The organism is Streptomyces sp. TAA486, from assembly GCF_000426165.1.
In genome coordinates, this window is record NZ_AUEV01000001.1 from 775,744 (window position 1) to 791,946 (window position 16,203).

Here is a 16,203-nt window from a genome sequence, read left to right on the forward strand (position 1 = left end):
CGTGGGCTTCAGCCGCCGATTCGGTTCCAGTCCAGGCCCTGAGGCCGCAGTGGACGCAAGCCGCTGACGGCGGCTTGCCGCGGTTCCAGCGAGCGCAGGGCGATGAGCTGCCAGTCCGTTCCGGCCAGCCACCTCTTGTCCATCAGGTGCACTGTCCAGTGCAGGAATGCCTGCCAGGAGCGGATCCGTTCCACAGCGATGGCGTACGCCCAGCTGGGCATCTCCCGGCAGTCGGTGTGCGTCGTCTGTCACACGACGTCCTTCGGCAGCGCCGTCGGATCCAGTGCTGGAAAGGGGCCGCTCTGAGCGGAGCCCGATTCGCGGACCGCGGCGTCTGCCGCATCCTCATCGACCCACACCGCTCCCTGGCCGTCCTGGATCGGCTGCAGGCACAGGTCGCAGATCGCTTGAAGCTCCGGCAGCGGCAGAGCCTCGCTATTGCTGACTCCGTCGAGTAACGGGACGGGGGTACTCGACACCCTCGCACACGCCGGAGAGCACGAGGCAGACGTGCGGACGCCGGCGGAGGGCGATGAGCCGGCACCTCACCGCCTGGGCGATTGGACCTGGCAGCCCAGCCGACCGGAAGTATGCGAGGGTGGACGGCGTGACGGAGCAGCGATGGCAACGGGCCCACAGGATCGGGTTCGGTGCGCTGTTCGGCGTGTGTGTCTCCCTGGCTGTGTGTTTCGTAGCTGTCCGCCTCCTCGACGTCACGGTCACGGCGCTGGCCGCGGTTCTCCTTGGCTTGTGTGCCGGTGTTGGGTGCACGCTCCTGGTCAGGCGACTCATCCGCCAATGAGCCAGGCAGGCCCTGCCCACCGGCACGGGGTATTCCTCGCGCGTGGCGCCTGGAGGAGCTGCGTGTAAGCCTTGCCGAACTCGATCCGGTTGCAGGGTAGAAGGACTACCTGCGTGAAGGCCGTCGGGCGGACGGACTTGGGAGAGCCCCGCAATTGGCGAGAATCGCCGCCCCGTGGGACAGCATCTCGTCGGCGCAGGCGCGCCTCCCGCCGATCGCGGGACGTCTACTCGTGGAGGTCTTCCCCGTAGGTGACGCTGAGCTCGGCGGCGAGGGCATCGGCAAGCTGGAGCGTCTGGGCCTTGTCGATGATGATCTCCTTGAGCGAGGCGAGGCCGCGGAGTTGGGAGAGGTCGTTGCCGCGCAGGTCCAGGCGGCGGTACTTGCCGCCGTCGAATTCGGTCAGCCGGAGGTCGCAGTCGTTGATCAGGGCGGCGCCCAGGTCGGCCGCGGTGAAGGTGGTCTCGCGCAGCGAGCACTTGGAGAAGATCACGGGACCTGTGGTCCGTACGCGAATGAAGGTGCTGTAGTCGAGTTTGCAGTTCTCGAAGAGGACGTTGTCGAGCGTGACGTCTTCGAGCGTGGCGCCCATCAGCTTGCAGTCGCGGAAGACGGCGCGTGAGAACTTGCTGTCGGTCCACTGGAGGGCAGCCAGGTCGCACCCGGAGAACTCAACGGAGTCGACTCGTAGCTTGTCCAGGCGAGTGCGCTGGGCTTTGAGGCCGGTGATCCGCCCGTCGATCAGGTGGGTGTCGGCCAGGTCGAGGTCGCGCAGTTCGGCGTCAGCGTAGTGGAACTCTGCCATCCGGCCGCGTCCGCCCTCCAGCGAAGTGACGTTGGAGAGGTACAAGCCCGGCTCGTCCAGGGCGGGGAGCGTGATGCTCGTGCGGCGGATCGTGCGGGTGTCCATCAGTCGCCTCTCAGTGCTGTATCGGGCGTCCGCCCGCTGCTGGCACACCTGCGCTCGGGCGTGCCAGCCGGGGCGCGCTACTTCTTCTTGTTCCAGTTATCCCAGGTCGGCCGGTTGTCGAAGGGGGAAGGCGTCTTCGGCCAGTTGTCCCAGGTGGGCCGGTTGTCCCACATCGTTTCAACGGTCACCGGAGCCGGGGCGTGGCGCATGGATATCAAGTCCACCACGATTGGGGCTTGGGACGTGGTGAGTGTGTCCAGGGCCGTCATGCAGCTGTCTCCTTCGTTGCGAGAGTGGACAGGGCTGTTACCAGGGCCTGCCGGGAGACCCGGCAGAAGTTGGTCTCGGTGCTCGTGAGGCTGCCGTTCTCGAAGTAGCGGTTGGCGGCCTGGGCGCCGCGGCAGAAGTCGAAGAACTCGCATTCGCTCTGGCAGCGGTCCAGGCCGGTGAGGAAGTCGCGTACGTAGCGGAGCCGGTGGGCGTCGCGGACGATCTCGGTCAGGGGCTGGTCGAGGATGTTGCCGGCGAGGAAGTCGCCGTAGTCGGGTGCTGTGGTGTCGGCGAGTTCAGGGGAGAGCAGGACCACGTCGCCCTTCCAGGAGATGGTGGGGATCGGGTCGAGACGGCGCTGGTCCCACGCGGACTTCTGCCCGGTGCGGATCAGGTGGAGGTACTCGGCGAGCCGTTCGACTTCCCGGACCGTTGGGGATTCGCCGTGTTCGCGAGTCCAGGTGAGGGCACGGCGCCAGAACTCCTCGGCCTGCTCTGGGGTGGGCGGCGTACGGCCGGTGTTGACGCCCTCGATCTCCTCGATGTTGAAGCCCGCAGAGTGACATCCCAGGGAAGCCAGGAACTCCAGCAGGTCCTCCGGCATGGTGATGCCCGTGGTGCCGACCACCGAGATCACGGAAAACGGAATTCCGTGCTCGCGCAGCCGCGCGATTCCTCGCAGGATCCGGTCGAAGGCGGGCTTGCCCCGAAGGTCCACGCGTTCGGCGCTCGCGGCGGCAGGACCGTCGATGCTCACCCCGACGCTGACGTCGTGTGTGACCAGCAGGTCGCACCAAGTCTCGGTGATGAGGGTCGCGTTGGTTTGCACGTAGTGGTGGATCCGGCCCGCGCGGCGGAGTTCTTCGAACGGTGCGAGCAGGTCGGTGAACCTCTGCCGGCCCACTGCGAGCGGCTCGCCACCGTGCCAGACGATGCCGATCGGGTGGCCGATGTCTTCGAACTGGGCCACTGCCTGCGCGAGAGCCGCGGCCACCCCCGGGGACATCTGGTGGTTGAGCTTGCGGAAGGGCAGGTAGCAGTACCGGCAGTCGAGGTTGCACCACGTCGTGGGCTGGAGCACGACGGTCTGTGGAGCGGCGAAGTGCCGCTGATACCGGGCATCCCACTCGGGCGGACGAGAGCGCATCGAGGTCCTCTCCTCGGCGGACAGGGCATCGCCGTTCCGGCGGGGAAGCCGCGCGGGACGGGATGCAACCACGATGTGTCCGGCCATGACGCATCAGCGATGACATCTCGTTGTCATCGCTGATGACATGTCATCCGACAGGCGATGACAGTCCACCCAAGTCGCGATGCTTGTGCGGGAGTTCGAGCGGAGTGCGGTGGGCTATCGTGGCGGGCGTGTCCCGCTCGATTCTGATCCACGACGGCCAGACCTCCCACGACGTCGGTCTGGTCTACATCTGCTCGGGCTACCTCGTTGAACACGGCAAAGTGCTGCTCGTTCACCACAACCGCTTCGACAAGTGGGTGCCCCCCGGCGGCCACATCGAGCCCGGCGAGTCCTTCGCCGGCACCGCGGTGCGCGAGTTCAAGGAAGAGACCGGCCTCGTGGTCGAGGCGCTCTCCAGCCAGCCGGAGATCCACCCCGCCGACTCCAACGCCACTCCCGAGCCTGTGCCGTTCTATGTCGATGTCGAGCGCGAAGGGTTCGCCACCCCGGCGCTGGTCCAGTTCTTCTACGTCCAACGGCAGCCGGGCACCCGCGAGCAGGCCGTGGAAGCCCAGCTGGAAGAGGTGCACGGCGCCGCCTGGTTCGCTCTGAGCGACCTCGACGGCCTCAAGACCTTCGACCAGGTCCGCTCCCTGGCCCGGTTCGCCCTGCTGAACTTCCCGGCGGCGGCAGAGCGCGCCACGCAGTAGGCCGGCAGCTCTACCGCCCTGCGAGGCGATAGCCGCTGGCCCCGCCCACCGTGCTGGCCAGCAGTAGCCTGGCAGGAGCCCCACCGAAGGCGGCAGAGACTGCCTTATTCAGCCGCTGGACGTATTTAGGCACCGAAGACGGCGCGACGTAGAGAGCCCCCGCGATCTGATCGGTCGACAGCGCTCCCTCGGCCGCGTCATACACGACCTTCACCAGGTCGAACAGGCGCTCCGACAACTCACACGACGCCTTCCCTTCGCTGTTCCGCACGGCAGCGAGAACCATCCGGCCCGGGCCGAGCGACACGTGCTCGATGACCATCTCGGCTGATGCCTCGCCCGTGTCCTCTGAGGTATTGCCCTCAAGGCTCAGCCGGGTCAGGCGCCGCATGGCCTCCTCATAGGCCGAGACCGTGTAGTAGGCAGCGCGGATGGTGGCGCGGCTGCCCGAGGCCCCCGGCTCGTTCCACAGTCCCGCTTCCGGTTCCCACAGGCCGTTCATCAGCCCCCAGGCCCTTGTCAGCCTGGGATCGCGTGGGCTGGCGCCGGCCCGGATGGCAGCCTGGGTGCATAGCGCGTATGCCATGTGTTCCCACGCGGTGCCCTGCACGTCCTTGTCGTCCTCGACGAAGGTCTCCCAGCGGTGGTGGTTGTGCACCAGCCACTGGCCGGCCTCGGCGACCGCCTCGGAAAGCCGCTTCATCTGCACCAGGCCATGCACTCCTCCGGCCTCCCGCGGATCGTCCGGGTATGCGGGCCCGCCGTCCGGACCGTTTCCCGAGCTGACGGCCGATAACGTCAGCAGGCACAGCGCGGTCTTGCTCGGGCTCGGATCGGTGTCGACGTATGTGCGCCAACCCCAGGCCCCGCTGGGGCGCCGGTGGTAGAGCAGGCCGTGCACACCGTGTTGGATCAGCGGCTCGACTCGCTTCAGCAAGGTGCTGGTCTCCACCCCGCCAGGAAGGACGAGCCCGGGGCCGAAGTCGTGGAGACAGTCCCTGAGCTGGGCCAGGCCGTTAACCGCCAGAGCCGTCTGGTGCAGTGATGCGTCATCGAGCCCCAGCACCTCGGGCCAGCCGTGGTCGACCTTGTTGTCCTCGAGCCAGCCGACGCACCAGGCCGCGGCTTCTGCCACTGCGGTGTGGTGGAAGAAGCGCGGGTGCGACAGCAGCCCGGCCAGGCCGAAGGCGATGAAACGGGTGTGCTCACCACGTCCGCCCTTGTGACGGGGCTGGCAGTGCTCCGGAATGGCGCCGGTCAAGAAGTCGAGCGCCTGTCGTACCGGCTTCCCGGCGATGCTGGCGGCCCGCAGAATCGGCAGGACCTCGCTGGTGTTGACGATCGAGGAAACCGAGGTCAGGGTGAGGCCCCATCCTCCGTCGTACCCCTGGTTGTGGAGCAGAGTTCGGGCGGCCCTACTCGCTCTGGCCTCGAACGCTGCCAGTCCCGCACGTGCCTTCTTCATGTTTCGCCCCCGCCGTCGGCCCACGGATCGCCCCTGCCGGACCGTACCCAACTCGACTGCTCTGGACGCGTGTTCACAAGCCGGCCCTATGGCGCACGGGCGCGTCACTGCCCCTCGCACGGCGCCTTGCGACTGGCCTCGGCTGCTGCGCCGCGTGGTGGCCAAGCCGCTACCTGGCGGATATGGATCGTGCAATGACGTCGCCAACTCGGCCCGACAATTCGGGGCTCGACGAAGCAACAAGAGTCACCCCCATCGCGATGCACGGCCACCGGATGTAGGCCGCAGCCTCAGGGTGCGTCCTGGCCCAGGGGACCAGCAGCGGCAAGGCGATGCCTAGGCCGATCAATCCGAGGCCAGGAATCAACCGACCAACTACGGCGCGCATTCGGGCCGACCCTGAGGGCAAGGCAGGAGCATTGACGAGAAGGGCGGCACGGTCCAATCGAGCCAGGGCATCGAGACCGTCGATCAGAGAGGCAACCACACGGGACACATCTTCGTGGCTGCTGGCGGTAATAAGGGCACGCTTGTGTGCGCGGATCAAGTTCGCGACACGAGCAGCTTCTTCACGTAGGCCGCGTCGCACCTCAACATCTCCGATATCGGCGCGATCGCGCAGAGCCAAGGCCCTGTAGGTGTCGACTGCCAGTCCTTCGAGTTTGTCGCACCAGCGTCGAGTGACGGTCGCCGAGCGGAATTCGTTCTGTTGTGTGTGTATCGCGTGCGCTGTGTGCACCAGGGTGACGACGGCGTCATCGTAGGGGTGGCATCGCGCGCCTCTTCTCCGGCGCCGATCCCACAGGAAGACTGCGAGCAGTACAACCAAGGCCCCGAGGCAGAACAGCCCTGCTCCGACTCGTATCTCCCAGCTGAAACCGAAGGGAGAAGGGGTCGGGGCCCGAAACAGTGATATCCAGAGCAATGCCGCTATTCCGGCGAGCATGGCGAACGCGAGTCGCGCCGCCAGGATTTTATGTGCGAGGGCCGGCCAGGTCCTGATCAGTGCCAGTGTCCAAACAAGGGTCGCGAACAACGTAGGGAGACGTGTATTACCGACGACGGTCAGCAGGGTTATTGGCACGTAGATGAGGAGGCCCACCGGCGTGTATAGAAGAAGAACATGGAAGCGCGGAGCGTCGAAGATTGCGCGATGAGCCGACCTCGTTGCCTCGACTGTCACTCGCCCGCGACGATCAGCCGGTAACGGCAAGGCCCGCAGCTCCCGCCGCACCTCAAGGACTTTGGCGCGTCTCTTCGCCTCCGGTATGCGGAAACACAGCCAGTCCCACACTCCACGAGCCCAGACAGGCACAGACATTTTCCCCCTTCAATACCAGACGAAAAGCAAACCAGAATTCCCCATGGCAATATGGCCAGCGAGGTGGGCCATTCTGCTGTGGTCACCGACCAGGAGGGTCTTCTCCCGCAACTGCCATCAATTGCAAGTCACATCACGATGCCACGCGTCACCGACAACAGACACCGTGGACGGCTCGCGGCACCGTGACCCGAAGCCCGGCATTGTCGTCTGGTCCCCGGCCCGGCACGGTGGCCCGGGTCAAGGCAGGGACCTGAGCGTGCTGCTCGAAACCACGGGTGCCGGTCGTGGCGGGGCCGGTGGGCAGCCGCGACGAGAAGGCCCAGGGCCCGCGGTTGCCGCGAAGCTGTGCGAAGTCCACCTTGCCCACGGTCTGGAGTCACCTGATACGGCGGATCCACCGGTCCCACCAGCGGGTAGCGGCGAGTCTCATCCGCTGAGGGGGTGTGTTGAATGCGTTGTCGATCGTGTGATGCCACTGCAGGGACTCGACCGGCCGCCAGGCGCCCGGGCATAGCGCCGAGACGTGTGAGAGCCGCACCTCGTGCCCGGGGAGCGTCGTCGCGGGGTCGTTCGTCACCGTCTCCTGCGTGCAGTCCAGGGCATGGGTGGCTAGGCGGCACCACTCGTCATACCGGTCGGCGTCGGCTGCCTTGAACCGGGCGGTGTCCCGGCGCCTCAGGGCGTACATCATGCGACCGGAGTTGTAGGGCGTCAGCGTCCGGGCATCGCGCAGGGCCGGGGCGGCGCCGGGCGCGAGTGCCAGGTTGAGGAGGTCGCGGATCGTCAGCCGCCGCAGGGAGGGGGCGTTGGTGGCGCCGTCCGGTCTCGTGGATCGCCAGTGCGATCAGCACGGCGGTCATGTGTGCGTCGACCGTGCTGCCTCCTGCCGCCGGGTGGAGCTGCTTCCACAGCTGCGGACTGCGTGGCAGTGCAAGCGCCATGACGTGCCGGGCCAGCGCGTATGCCTGGGTCGCGGCGGGCCAGCCTGCGCAGTCGACTGCAATCCGCCGGAGCCAATGCCGTAGATGACCGGCCCGTTGGGCTACCTTCCGCCGAGTCGCAGTTCGTGGATGCGCTCGAAGGTGTAGGTGTTGCGCTGTACGTCCTGGCGCTCCCACACCAGCCAGACCGTGGAGAGGGTGGCTGTGACGCGGCTGCCGGGCCGCATGCCCTTGCCGAGGGTGGAGGCGAACGCGTCGGAGCGGGCAGCCAGTTCGGGGGTGTCGGTGTCCTGAAGTCCATACCCTGCGGAAATGTGGCCCCAGAAGTGCCGCTCGAAGGCTGGGAGTTCCATTCCGGCTGCGAGAGCGCCGGCCCGAACCCGCCTGTTGAGTTCCGCGGTCGCCTCTTCTGGCAGGACGTCGAGGACCGCGGCTGACCCTGACGCACGTGGCGGCCCTATCTGGATATCGAACGGGGCGATGTCCTTCAGCTCGTGCTGGATGGCCACGGCCGCGGCGGCGAGCTGCTCCTCGCCGATCCGATCGCCCGCACTGTTGCGCGGGTGGATGGACTGGATCGTCATGTGCAGGTCTTCATCCGCGATCGGCGTGAGGACGTCCGGGTACACCGCGACGATGCTGCGCAGTCGATCGAAGTATTCGAGGATGTGCTGCTGGCCCTGCGGCAGCCATAGGACGTGCGGTTTGATCCTGTCCTCCTCCGGCCCGCCTGGCGTGCTCCACAGCCGGCTCGGGTTCAAAAACTTCCGCACGCGGCGCTCTCCTTGTCGGTGGTGGTCGGTGCCTGAACCACATGCGTGGCTCAGTGAAATCGATGCGGATTCGGCGCAAGCCCTGCCGGCAGGGGCGGAGGGCTGTCGGATGGTCAGTGCGCCTGATGAAGCTGCTCGTTCACGGAGCGGTGTCCTGGTGGTCGCGGGGGGTCTTGGCGGGCCGGCCTGGGTGGGGGATCGGAGTGTGGAACTGGTCGGCTTGGAGGTCGTAGAGCTGCCGGTAGATGCCGCCGTGGGCGAGGAGTTGGTCGGGGGTGCCGGATTCGGCGAGGCGGCCGTGGTCGAGGACGTGGACGAGGTCGGCGTGGCGTACGGAGGCGAGGCGGTGGGTGATGAGGATGATCGTCTGACCGTCGGCGGCCCAGCGGAGGATCTGCTCGAAGACCTTCAGTTCGGCGCGGGCGTCGAGGGCGGCGGTGGGTTCGTCGACGATGAGGATGGGGGCCTGGCGGTAGCGGGCGCGTGCGATGCCGAGTTTCTGCCACATGCCGCCGGAGATCTCGTGTCCGCCCTTGAATCCGCGTACCAGCAGCGTCTTCCACCCTCGGGGCAGTTCGGCGATCACTTCATCGGCCCCGGAATGCGTGGCGGCGGATTGCAGGCGGTGGTCGGTCACCTCGGCGTCGGGGCGGCCGATGGCGACGTTGGTCTGGGCGGTGAAGGGCCAGCGGTAGAAGTCCTGGGATACGGCGGCGATGCGGGAGAAGAGCTCGTGCCGGTCCGCTCCTGCGACGTCGGTGTCGTCCCACAGGATGCGTCCGGAGGTGGGGGTGTAGAGGCCGGCCAGTAGCTTGACCAGGGTGGATTTGCCGCTGCCGTTCTCCCCGACCAGCGCGACGATGCTGCCGGTGGGGATGTGCAGCGTCACGTCGGTCAGAGCGGGGCTGTCACTGCCGGGGTAGGTGAACGAGACCTGCTCGAGGCTGATGCGTTCCGGTGCGGCGGGCAGGGGCTTGCCGCCGGTGGGGATTTCGCGGCGGCCGGCCTCGTGGTGGAGGCGGTCCAGGTCGGCGACGAAGAGGGCTTCTTCGTGGAGGTAGTTGACCTGCATCACCAGTGAGTCGAGGTTGGAGGATCCGGTGCGCAGCGCGACGACGGCGGTGCCGGCGACGGACAGTGCCATTGCTCCGCTCCACAGCAGTCCGCCCAGGGTGAGGTAGGTGCCGGCGGTGGCCAGGGCGGTCCAGGCGGAGGCGATCAGCCCGGTGCGGGCGGCCAGTCGTGCCAGCCGGGCCTGCTCGACCTCGTAGGTCTGCGACATGGTGCGGAAGTGGCCGAGGAGGAAGTCGCCCACGCCGTGCATGCGGATCTCACCGGCTGCAGCCGGGCTGGTCAGCAGGTTCCTGAACTGCTGGCTGGCGCGCTGGTGTTGGACGAAGCGGTGGAAGGAGCTGTAGCGGCGGCGTGCGAGGGACAGCGCGGCCCACGCCTGGGGCAGGGTCATCGTCACGAGTAAGGGCAGGAGCAGCGGGTGGAGCACAGTCAGCACGCCGGCGGCGGCGATGAGCGCCAGCATCGCGTTGATCACCGCAGTGGAGTATTTGATCATGCGGCGGGCTGAGGCGGCGCCGAACTGGGCCGAATCCAGCAGCTTGTGGAAGTCGTCGTCCTCGATCGCCGACAGCTCCACCCGCGCTGCCCGCCGGAGGAAGGCCTCGGTGGCCACCCGTTCCACGGTCGGTTCCAGCTTTCCGGTGCCGTAGGTCGATGCGGCGCTCAGCAGCGCGGTGAGCGCCGCCGTGATGGCGACGACGATCAGGGCGGGAAGCGCTGTGCGCAGCTTGTCGGTGACGGGCGCGGAGGCCAGCAGGGCGGTCAGGACGTGGTTGATGGCCAGCAGATTCACGGCGTGGGTGATGCCTTGGCCGAGTTCGGCCGCCGCGACGATCCGAGCGGCCCGGCGGTCGGCGCGCCACGCGAGGCGGACGGCGGAGCCGAGCATCTGCGGCAGCCGGCGCACCATGCCGGGAAAGTTCAAGTCCAGGAGGGCGTCCTCGTGATTGGCGAAGCCGCGCTCGTACTGCAGGGGCCCGCCGAAGAGCAGCTCCTCGGATGCCGAGACCGGCACCTCCTGCCCGCCGGTGTCCCTCTTGGACTGTCGCGTGCGCAGCTTCACCAGGCCATCCCTCCGACCGGGATCTCCATGACCGGTCCTGGCTCCGCGGCGGAGATGCCCCACCGCTTGTTCGCGACCTCGGCGGCGACATGGCCGACGGAGCGGGCCGGTCTAACAGCCCGGCCCGTTGTCCGCCGGCTGCGTGACGGCGGAGACGGCCGTGCGGCGCCGCCCGTGCCGGTCCGGCAGCACTGCGCAGCCTGGATGTGGCCTGCTTCGCCGAAGTCCAGTAATGCAGCGACCTGTTGAGGGGTGCCCAGGGACCGGGTGAGGGTGCGGCCGGGGGCGGCCGGGCCGATACGGGTGACGGGAGCGGTGAACCGAAGGCGGGCGCGCGGCACGATGTTGCTGTAGGCGGTGCCGGTGGTGTCGTGAAGCCTGCTGAGCACGGCCGGTTCATTGACGAGGAAGTGGGCCGGGGCCGAAGTCTCCCCTTGTGTATGTGAGTTCACGATGTTCCCCCAGTGGGTTGGTCGGACTGTGGTCAGTTCACGACATGGTGGGTGTAGCCGTGCACGGAGAAGAGTTGGTCTTCGGTCACGGCCGCCAGCAGGGCAGCGGTGTAGGGGACGCAGTCTTCAGGCGGGTCGGCGGGGTCTGCCCAAATCAGCTCGGTGTGCTTGTCCGGTTCGCGGTTGTGGATCTCGCCGCTCCACCGGCCGACGGCGAAGGCCACGCCGAGCCGTTGCCCGCCGTCCGGACTGCGGTGATCGATGAGGTGGCAAAACCGCGCATCCGCAGGCGAGATGTGCACGCCTACCTCTTCGGCGGCCTCCCGCAGCGCACCCTCCATCACGGTCTCGCCGGCTTCCAGATGACCCGACGGAGGACACAGGAGCCCGCCCGCATACAGCCCCGGGGCACGCCGCAGCAGCAGGATCCGCCCGTCTCCACGGCGCAGGAGAACGAAGACGTCGACCACGCGCGTATGCCGCTCGGCCATCATTCGGGTGTCCTTCCGGTCGAGCATTCGCCGTCCGCGGTCCGCACGCTCGCGGGTCGTTTCCTGACCGGCTCCTCCTTCAGCAGCCGTACCAACTCAGGGACCGGCAGCATCGGGTACAGGGTCTTCAGATGTCGCACCACCGACGCTTCGCCTTTCTCCTCCCGCACACGCCGCAGCTCCGCGAGGTCCACCTCGGCGCGGAAGCGCTCGTACGTGCGGAACCTCCGGTGGAACCAGTCACGACGCAGCCTGCGGTGGTTGTAGACCTCGCCCGCCACCAACAACGCGCAGGAGATGAGGAGTACGGGGATTCCCGCCAGCGAATTCCCCAGGACCAGCAGCGTCGCCGCCGCGTAGCATCCGCCAGCGCCCCCGAGCAGCAGGAGCGCCCGCAACGGATACATGAGCTTCGGCTTCCGGACGCTCATCCCGTGCCCTCCGACCAGACTCCGCCGGGACTCTGCAGGGCCTGCTGCCCCCGGGGCGGAACAGGCGGCGGCGCCGGTGAGGAGGCGATGCCCTCCGTGGTGGTCATGCCGTTCATGCCGTCCACCCCTGCTGCGAGTAGGGGCTGCCGGCGTGGATGTGGCCCAGGGCCTGGCGGGTGTAGTCGACAAGCTGCTGCGGCAGTTGAGCGCGGGGAAACCACTCCAGGGCCGTGCACTTGTCGGGCTCGTTGTTGACCGGCTCGCCTTTCCACGAGGTGACGCGGAAGAACAGCTGGGCGCGCGGCCGGCCGTCGCGGGGTTCCAGCAGATCCACCACGTGGACCAGGTGCAGGTCCTCTTCGCGCAGTTCCAGGGCGAGTTCTTCTGCCGCTTCGCGTACCGCGCAGGCACGGGCGCTCTCCGCCTCGACGTGTCCGGCCGGCAGGTGCCAGGTGTCGGGGGAGAAGACTGCGTCGGGAGCGCGTTTGCCCAGTAGCACCGCCCCTTCGTGTTCGAACAGCAAGTGCGCGCCGAGCACGCTCGGTTGCGCAGCCATCGGGCCTCCTCGGGGTTGGGGGTGGGAACGGATGCTCGGACAACGACCCCCGCACGGGTCAGGTAGTGGGCATCGCGGGGCGATTTCTCGATCACAGATTCGAGTCGGGGACTGCGGGGCCCGCCCTAGCGGGATCGGGTAGGACGGCCGGTGTGCGATTTCACCCGGTCGTGGCCCTTCACCTGGAACGGGGATTGCGCGATCCCGCAGCGGTGTCGAGCCGCGAGAAGGGGGAGGCGCTGTCGGCGTCATGTCCGGGCATGGGTGTTGAGGATGTCGGCGAGGGTGTCGCCGTCGAGGACGGCGCGCAGGATGTGGTGGTCGGAGATCTCCGGGTCGACTTCGATCACGTCGACCTTCGTCAGGGCGGGCAGGAGCTGCTCGGTGGCGTAGAGGCGGTCGATGCGGCTGTCCGGTCCGTGTGTGGGACTCGCGTTGACCGTGCGGGTCACGGCGGCCGGGTCTCCGTGCTCGGCGGTGGCCCAGTGCCAGGCGAGGTCTTCCAGGCCGGCGGTGCGCAGTGTCTCGTCCGGGCGGGTATCCATCACACGGGTGCCGTCCGGACCGATGTGGGAGCGGTGGAGGCGGTGGGGCAGGTCGGCGATGGCCTCCAGCTGCGGCAGAGGCAGTTCGCGGTCTGCTCGGGGGACGGGGTAGCTGTTGTGGTCTCCGCCCATCAGCGCGGGCATCCGCACCGTCGCGCCGTCCGTGGTGGTCCACTTCTTGTCCGCCCAGGCGCTCAGTTCTTCCGCCTCCGCCAGCCGGCCGCTGGGAGAGCAGTAGTTCAGGTGGTAGGAGACCACCGTCAGCGGCATCGCCGCAGGCCCGGCGGGACGGTAGCGGAGTGTGAGACCGGTGGGCGGCAGCTTCCACGCCGGGCCTGCCTCTCGCCACTCCCGGTCGGTGGCGAAGAGTTGCGGGTCGATGAGGAGCGCGGTGCAGGAGCGTTCGCCGAGCCAGGGGCTCAGGCCAAGGCGGTTGGCCTGGTCGTGCAGGATGCTGTTGCCGTGGGTGTCCGCGTCCCACATCTCCTGACGCAGCAGCAGGTTCGGCTGGAGGAGGGCCAGGATCTCGTTCGCCCGCCACCGCTTGTCCGCGTTGCCGGCGCCGTTGTCTTCGAAGTTCCAGCAGATGACAGTGATCTCGCGGCTACTCATGCAGACTTCCTCTTCCTATCCGTTGTCGTGTGTTTGAGGCCGACCGGTCGCAGCGGCACTTCGGCTTCGGTGAGGAGCTGGTGAACCGTTCCGTAGGCCCGGTTGGTGGCGCGGCAGATCTCGTCGATGGTGGCCATGTCATCGAGGTAGGCGGTCGCGATCCTCTGGCGCAGGCTGTCGCGCTCCGGCCCGGTCAGCTGCCGGCGCGGAGGAATGCATGGCAGGTCAAGTTGCCGCCCCGCTGTGGGTGATGGCGTCGTGCCTGGTTCCTTGCTCATGCGGCGCTTTCGGCTTGGGTGGACAGGGCGCGCCGCAGCCGGTGGAGGCTGAAGGTGGCCATGACCAGTGCGTGGTCGGAGGCCTCGCGCACCTCGCCGCCGGCCTCGACCTCGACGCGGACAAGCGCGTCGGCGATCTGGGGTGTGGCATACAGGCGGTCGATGCGCTGCGCGGGGCCCTGATCGCGTCGCCGTAGCGAAGCCGTCGGCGCGAGCGCCTGGCCCTTGTCCTGGCCGAGTTCGGTGGCGGCGTAGTGGCCCAACTCCTTGAAGACCGGTGGGCGGCCGTAGTGTTCGCCGGCGAGGATCTCGTCCGGCCGGGTGTCGGAGCCCCGGTGATCGCCGCGGTCGATGGTGCGGTGCTGGAGGTGGGAGCGGTCGGTGACCTGGCTCCAGTCGGGGAGCGGTTGCAGCTCGTCACTGCCTCGGTGGGCGTAGGAGTTGCAGTCACCACCGATGATCGCGGCCATGCCGGGCTTGCCGAGGGTGGTGAGCCGACGCGCCTCGCGTGCCCGTGCGTCGCCGTCATAGGAGCACAAGTGGAAGGAGGCCAGGGAGAGTTTCCGTGGGGCGCCCTTGATGCGGATGACCGGATTGCAGATCGGGTGCCACATGCCGGTGACGTGCTCGAAGTATTCGGTCGGCTCGCACAGACTCGGGTCGAGGTAGACCCCGGTCGGGTTCGGTGACTCCGGCGTTGCCGGAGCCAAATACGGGATGAACGCTGGCCCGTCGCCACCGAGCCGTCGTGCTTCCGCCCACAGCGCGAGGCCGCCGGCCTGTGCAGCTCCGCTGAGTTCTTGACGCAGCACGACGTGCGGCTTGAGGCGGGTGAGGATCTCCATGGCCGCATACCAGCGGTGCCGGTCGCCGGTGCGGTCGCTGCCGTTGTGCTCGATGTTCCACGAGATCACGCGGAAGGTGTCATCGGGATCGTTCGTCATGTCTCCCCGTTCTCGCCCGTGCTCGGGGGGCGGGTCCTTGTAGTGGGCGGGCGCTGTTCGTGTGAGGTGATGGCTGGCGGCGTCGCTGGCGCATCCCTGGCTGCGTTGCTCTCACCAGCCGCGATGCGCTCGTGCTTATGCGGCTGGCGCCGGCGCGTGCTCGCGGGGTTCGTGCTGGGGGCTGAGTTGAGAAGCCGGGCGGTATGGCCGGGGCCGCTGCCGCGGGACGGAGAGCGTGTCCGCGCGGCACAGGCCACAGGGCTCAGGGCTTGTGTGCCACGGCGGCGAGCATGGAGGACTCGGCGGCGGTGATTCCGTGGTGTTCTGGGCCCGGGCGCCATCGGTGGGTGAGGGTCAAGCCCGGGTCGATCAGGTCCAGGCCGTCGAAGAACGTCCGGATGTCCGCCTCAGTGCGCGCCTGGGCTGGTGTGCCGCCGCGGCGGTAGATCTCCTGCACCGCCTTCCAGGCCTGAGCCGCCTGTTCGCCGACGATTGCGGGGTCGTGGGTGACGTGGGAGAGGACGAGGAAGCTCCCGGAACACAGGCGGCCCACCAGGTCGCGCACGATCTGGTGCGGGCGGGCGGCGTCGGGGACGAAGTGGAGCAGCGCGACCAGGGACAGGGCGACCGGCTCATTGAGGTTGATGACCTCGCGCAGTTCGGGGTGGTCGAGGATGGCGTCGTGGCGCAGGTCGCCCAGTACGAAGCGGGTGCGGCCTTCGAGGGTGCTGTGCATGAGGGCGTCGGCGTGGTCGAGCACGAGGGGGTCGTGGTCGACGTAGACGACGCGGGCTTCGGGCGCCATGCGTTGGGCGACCTGGTGCAGGTTCGGCTCGGTCGGAATGCCTGTGCCGATGTCGACGAACTGCCGAACTCCGCCTTCGGAGGCCAGGGTTCGCGTGGCGCGGTGCATGAACCGCCGGTTTTCCAGGGCGACGGTGCCGATCTCGGGGAATAGCGCGCGGACCTGTTCGGCTGCCTCTGCGTCCGGCGGGAAGTTGTCTTTGCCGCCGAGGTAGTAGTCGTACATGCGGGCCGTGTGCGGTCGGCTGGTGTCGATGTCGGCTGCTGATGGGCGGCGGTGGTTGTCGGTCATGGCGTCTCCGTGGCCAGTGCGGGCGGGCCGCACGGTGCTGCAGGTTCGTTGCTTGCCAGGGCGGGCGTGGGCGGGTGGGTGTGCCAGGGGCCGAGAGACCGCGGGGGAAGGAGGTGCCAGCCGGTGCGCCGTGCGGCGTGGATGTAGGGCTGGAGCTGGGCGCGGAGTCGGGCGGCGTTGTCTGCGGTCAGGTCTATTTCGTAGGCCTGTCCGTCGAGTTCGAGGAAGACGGTCTCGGCGGCCCGTTCCTCGGTGAGGTCGTCCACGCGCATCAGGACCATCGCCATGACAC

The 16,203-nt window shown here is 68.0% G+C and carries 19 protein-coding genes; 1 reads left to right on the forward strand and 18 read right to left on the reverse strand.

Annotated elements, in window-relative coordinates:
• Nucleotides 1-8: 8 nt before the first annotated feature.
• The 4 genes from I004_RS0103630 to amcB all read right to left on the reverse strand — a co-directional run bounded on the left by I004_RS0103630 (nucleotide 9) and on the right by amcB (nucleotide 3,129).
• The gene (locus I004_RS0103630; RefSeq protein WP_028434369.1) at nucleotides 9-221 is read right to left on the reverse strand and encodes a hypothetical protein; all 213 of its coding nucleotides are present in this window, start codon (nucleotides 219-221) and stop codon (nucleotides 9-11) included.
• Between the two features lie 807 nt (nucleotides 222-1,028).
• Entirely contained in the window at nucleotides 1,029-1,712 is a 684-nt protein-coding gene (locus I004_RS0103645; protein ID WP_028434372.1) for a pentapeptide repeat-containing protein, read from the reverse strand.
• Between the two features lie 77 nt (nucleotides 1,713-1,789).
• Nucleotides 1,790-1,981, reverse strand: a complete 192-nt coding sequence (gene amcA / locus I004_RS31975; RefSeq protein ID WP_037974633.1) for a multiple cyclophane-containing RiPP AmcA — start codon at nucleotides 1,979-1,981, stop codon at nucleotides 1,790-1,792.
• Nucleotides 1,978-3,129, reverse strand: a complete 1,152-nt coding sequence (gene amcB, locus I004_RS31980) for a cyclophane-forming radical SAM peptide maturase AmcB (RefSeq protein ID WP_051344682.1) — start codon at nucleotides 3,127-3,129, stop codon at nucleotides 1,978-1,980. The genes amcA and amcB overlap by 4 nt, the downstream gene beginning before the upstream one ends.
• A 215-nt stretch (nucleotides 3,130-3,344) precedes the next feature.
• On the opposite strand from amcB, the gene I004_RS37380 reads away from it, so the two are divergent.
• Complete coding sequence (locus I004_RS37380) at nucleotides 3,345-3,866, forward strand: NUDIX domain-containing protein (RefSeq protein ID WP_158676989.1); 522 nt, start codon at nucleotides 3,345-3,347, stop codon at nucleotides 3,864-3,866.
• A 10-nt stretch (nucleotides 3,867-3,876) separates the two neighbouring features.
• Here I004_RS37380 and I004_RS0103665 read toward each other — a convergent pair whose 3' ends face one another.
• From I004_RS0103665 to I004_RS32000, 14 genes are all read right to left on the reverse strand, one after another.
• Entirely contained in the window at nucleotides 3,877-5,355 is a 1,479-nt protein-coding gene (locus I004_RS0103665) for a prenyltransferase/squalene oxidase repeat-containing protein (RefSeq protein ID WP_486579715.1), read from the reverse strand.
• A gap of 145 nt (nucleotides 5,356-5,500) precedes the next feature.
• Nucleotides 5,501-6,433 carry a hypothetical protein gene (locus tag I004_RS39355; protein WP_158676990.1) on the reverse strand — a complete coding sequence of 311 codons (933 nt, stop codon included), beginning with the start codon at nucleotides 6,431-6,433 and terminating at the stop codon, nucleotides 5,501-5,503.
• A 598-nt stretch (nucleotides 6,434-7,031) separates the two neighbouring features.
• Complete coding sequence (locus tag I004_RS0103670; protein ID WP_028434374.1) at nucleotides 7,032-7,346, reverse strand: hypothetical protein; 315 nt, start codon at nucleotides 7,344-7,346, stop codon at nucleotides 7,032-7,034.
• A gap of 351 nt (nucleotides 7,347-7,697) precedes the next feature.
• Nucleotides 7,698-8,369, reverse strand: a complete 672-nt coding sequence (locus I004_RS0103675) for a 2'-5' RNA ligase family protein (protein WP_486579716.1) — start codon at nucleotides 8,367-8,369, stop codon at nucleotides 7,698-7,700.
• A 139-nt stretch (nucleotides 8,370-8,508) separates the two neighbouring features.
• Entirely contained in the window at nucleotides 8,509-10,500 is a 1,992-nt protein-coding gene (locus I004_RS31990; RefSeq protein ID WP_051344683.1) for an ABC transporter ATP-binding protein, read from the reverse strand.
• 2 nt (nucleotides 10,501-10,502) lie between these two features.
• On the reverse strand, nucleotides 10,503-10,895 hold the full coding sequence (locus tag I004_RS0103685; RefSeq protein WP_028434376.1) for a hypothetical protein: 393 nt from the start codon (nucleotides 10,893-10,895) through the stop codon (nucleotides 10,503-10,505).
• 95 nt (nucleotides 10,896-10,990) lie between these two features.
• Nucleotides 10,991-11,452, reverse strand: a complete 462-nt coding sequence (locus I004_RS0103690; protein ID WP_199779315.1) for an NUDIX domain-containing protein — start codon at nucleotides 11,450-11,452, stop codon at nucleotides 10,991-10,993.
• Nucleotides 11,449-11,880 (reverse strand): hypothetical protein, encoded by a 432-nt coding sequence (locus I004_RS37385; protein ID WP_051344650.1) that lies wholly within the window; start codon nucleotides 11,878-11,880, stop codon nucleotides 11,449-11,451. Before I004_RS37385 ends, I004_RS0103690 begins: the two co-directional genes overlap by 4 nt.
• 112 nt (nucleotides 11,881-11,992) lie before the next feature.
• Nucleotides 11,993-12,436 (reverse strand): NUDIX domain-containing protein, encoded by a 444-nt coding sequence (locus I004_RS0103700; RefSeq protein ID WP_028434378.1) that lies wholly within the window; start codon nucleotides 12,434-12,436, stop codon nucleotides 11,993-11,995.
• Nucleotides 12,437-12,684: 248 nt separating this feature from the next.
• The gene (locus I004_RS0103705) at nucleotides 12,685-13,593 is read right to left on the reverse strand and encodes an endonuclease/exonuclease/phosphatase family protein (RefSeq protein ID WP_028434379.1); all 909 of its coding nucleotides are present in this window, start codon (nucleotides 13,591-13,593) and stop codon (nucleotides 12,685-12,687) included.
• Nucleotides 13,590-13,871: a helix-turn-helix domain-containing protein gene (locus I004_RS39360; protein WP_158676992.1), complete on the reverse strand. Its 282-nt coding sequence runs from the start codon at nucleotides 13,869-13,871 to the stop codon at nucleotides 13,590-13,592. The genes I004_RS0103705 and I004_RS39360 overlap by 4 nt, the downstream gene beginning before the upstream one ends.
• The gene (locus tag I004_RS0103710; protein ID WP_028434380.1) at nucleotides 13,868-14,815 is read right to left on the reverse strand and encodes an endonuclease/exonuclease/phosphatase family protein; all 948 of its coding nucleotides are present in this window, start codon (nucleotides 14,813-14,815) and stop codon (nucleotides 13,868-13,870) included. Before I004_RS0103710 ends, I004_RS39360 begins: the two co-directional genes overlap by 4 nt.
• A 262-nt stretch (nucleotides 14,816-15,077) precedes the next feature.
• Nucleotides 15,078-15,911, reverse strand: a complete 834-nt coding sequence (locus I004_RS0103715; RefSeq protein WP_028434381.1) for an SAM-dependent methyltransferase — start codon at nucleotides 15,909-15,911, stop codon at nucleotides 15,078-15,080.
• Nucleotides 15,908-16,198 (reverse strand): histone-like nucleoid-structuring protein Lsr2, encoded by a 291-nt coding sequence (locus I004_RS32000; protein WP_037974634.1) that lies wholly within the window; start codon nucleotides 16,196-16,198, stop codon nucleotides 15,908-15,910. The genes I004_RS0103715 and I004_RS32000 overlap by 4 nt, the downstream gene beginning before the upstream one ends.
• Between the last annotated feature and the right edge of the window lie 5 nt (nucleotides 16,199-16,203).

What these genes read in the sequence shown, in the direction of transcription:
- I004_RS32000 (WP_037974634.1), bottom strand. Translation starts at nt 16,198, where the DNA reads ATGGCGATGGTCCTGATGCGCGTGGACGACCTCACCGAGGAACGGGCC.
- amcA (WP_037974633.1), bottom strand. Translation starts at nt 1,981, where the DNA reads ATGACGGCCCTGGACACACTCACCACGTCCCAAGCCCCAATCGTGGTG.
- I004_RS0103690 (WP_199779315.1), bottom strand. Translation starts at nt 11,452, where the DNA reads ATGATGGCCGAGCGGCATACGCGCGTGGTCGACGTCTTCGTTCTCCTG.
- I004_RS37385 (WP_051344650.1), bottom strand. Translation starts at nt 11,880, where the DNA reads ATGAGCGTCCGGAAGCCGAAGCTCATGTATCCGTTGCGGGCGCTCCTG.
- I004_RS0103630 (WP_028434369.1), bottom strand. Translation starts at nt 221, where the DNA reads ATGCCCAGCTGGGCGTACGCCATCGCTGTGGAACGGATCCGCTCCTGG.
- I004_RS39360 (WP_158676992.1), bottom strand. Translation starts at nt 13,871, where the DNA reads ATGAGCAAGGAACCAGGCACGACGCCATCACCCACAGCGGGGCGGCAA.
- I004_RS0103645 (WP_028434372.1), bottom strand. Translation starts at nt 1,712, where the DNA reads ATGGACACCCGCACGATCCGCCGCACGAGCATCACGCTCCCCGCCCTG.
- I004_RS0103670 (WP_028434374.1), bottom strand. Translation starts at nt 7,346, where the DNA reads ATGATGTACGCCCTGAGGCGCCGGGACACCGCCCGGTTCAAGGCAGCC.
- I004_RS0103700 (WP_028434378.1), bottom strand. Translation starts at nt 12,436, where the DNA reads ATGGCTGCGCAACCGAGCGTGCTCGGCGCGCACTTGCTGTTCGAACAC.
- I004_RS0103715 (WP_028434381.1), bottom strand. Translation starts at nt 15,911, where the DNA reads ATGACCGACAACCACCGCCGCCCATCAGCAGCCGACATCGACACCAGC.
- amcB (WP_051344682.1), bottom strand. Translation starts at nt 3,129, where the DNA reads ATGCGCTCTCGTCCGCCCGAGTGGGATGCCCGGTATCAGCGGCACTTC.
- I004_RS0103710 (WP_028434380.1), bottom strand. Translation starts at nt 14,815, where the DNA reads ATGACGAACGATCCCGATGACACCTTCCGCGTGATCTCGTGGAACATC.
- I004_RS0103705 (WP_028434379.1), bottom strand. Translation starts at nt 13,593, where the DNA reads ATGAGTAGCCGCGAGATCACTGTCATCTGCTGGAACTTCGAAGACAAC.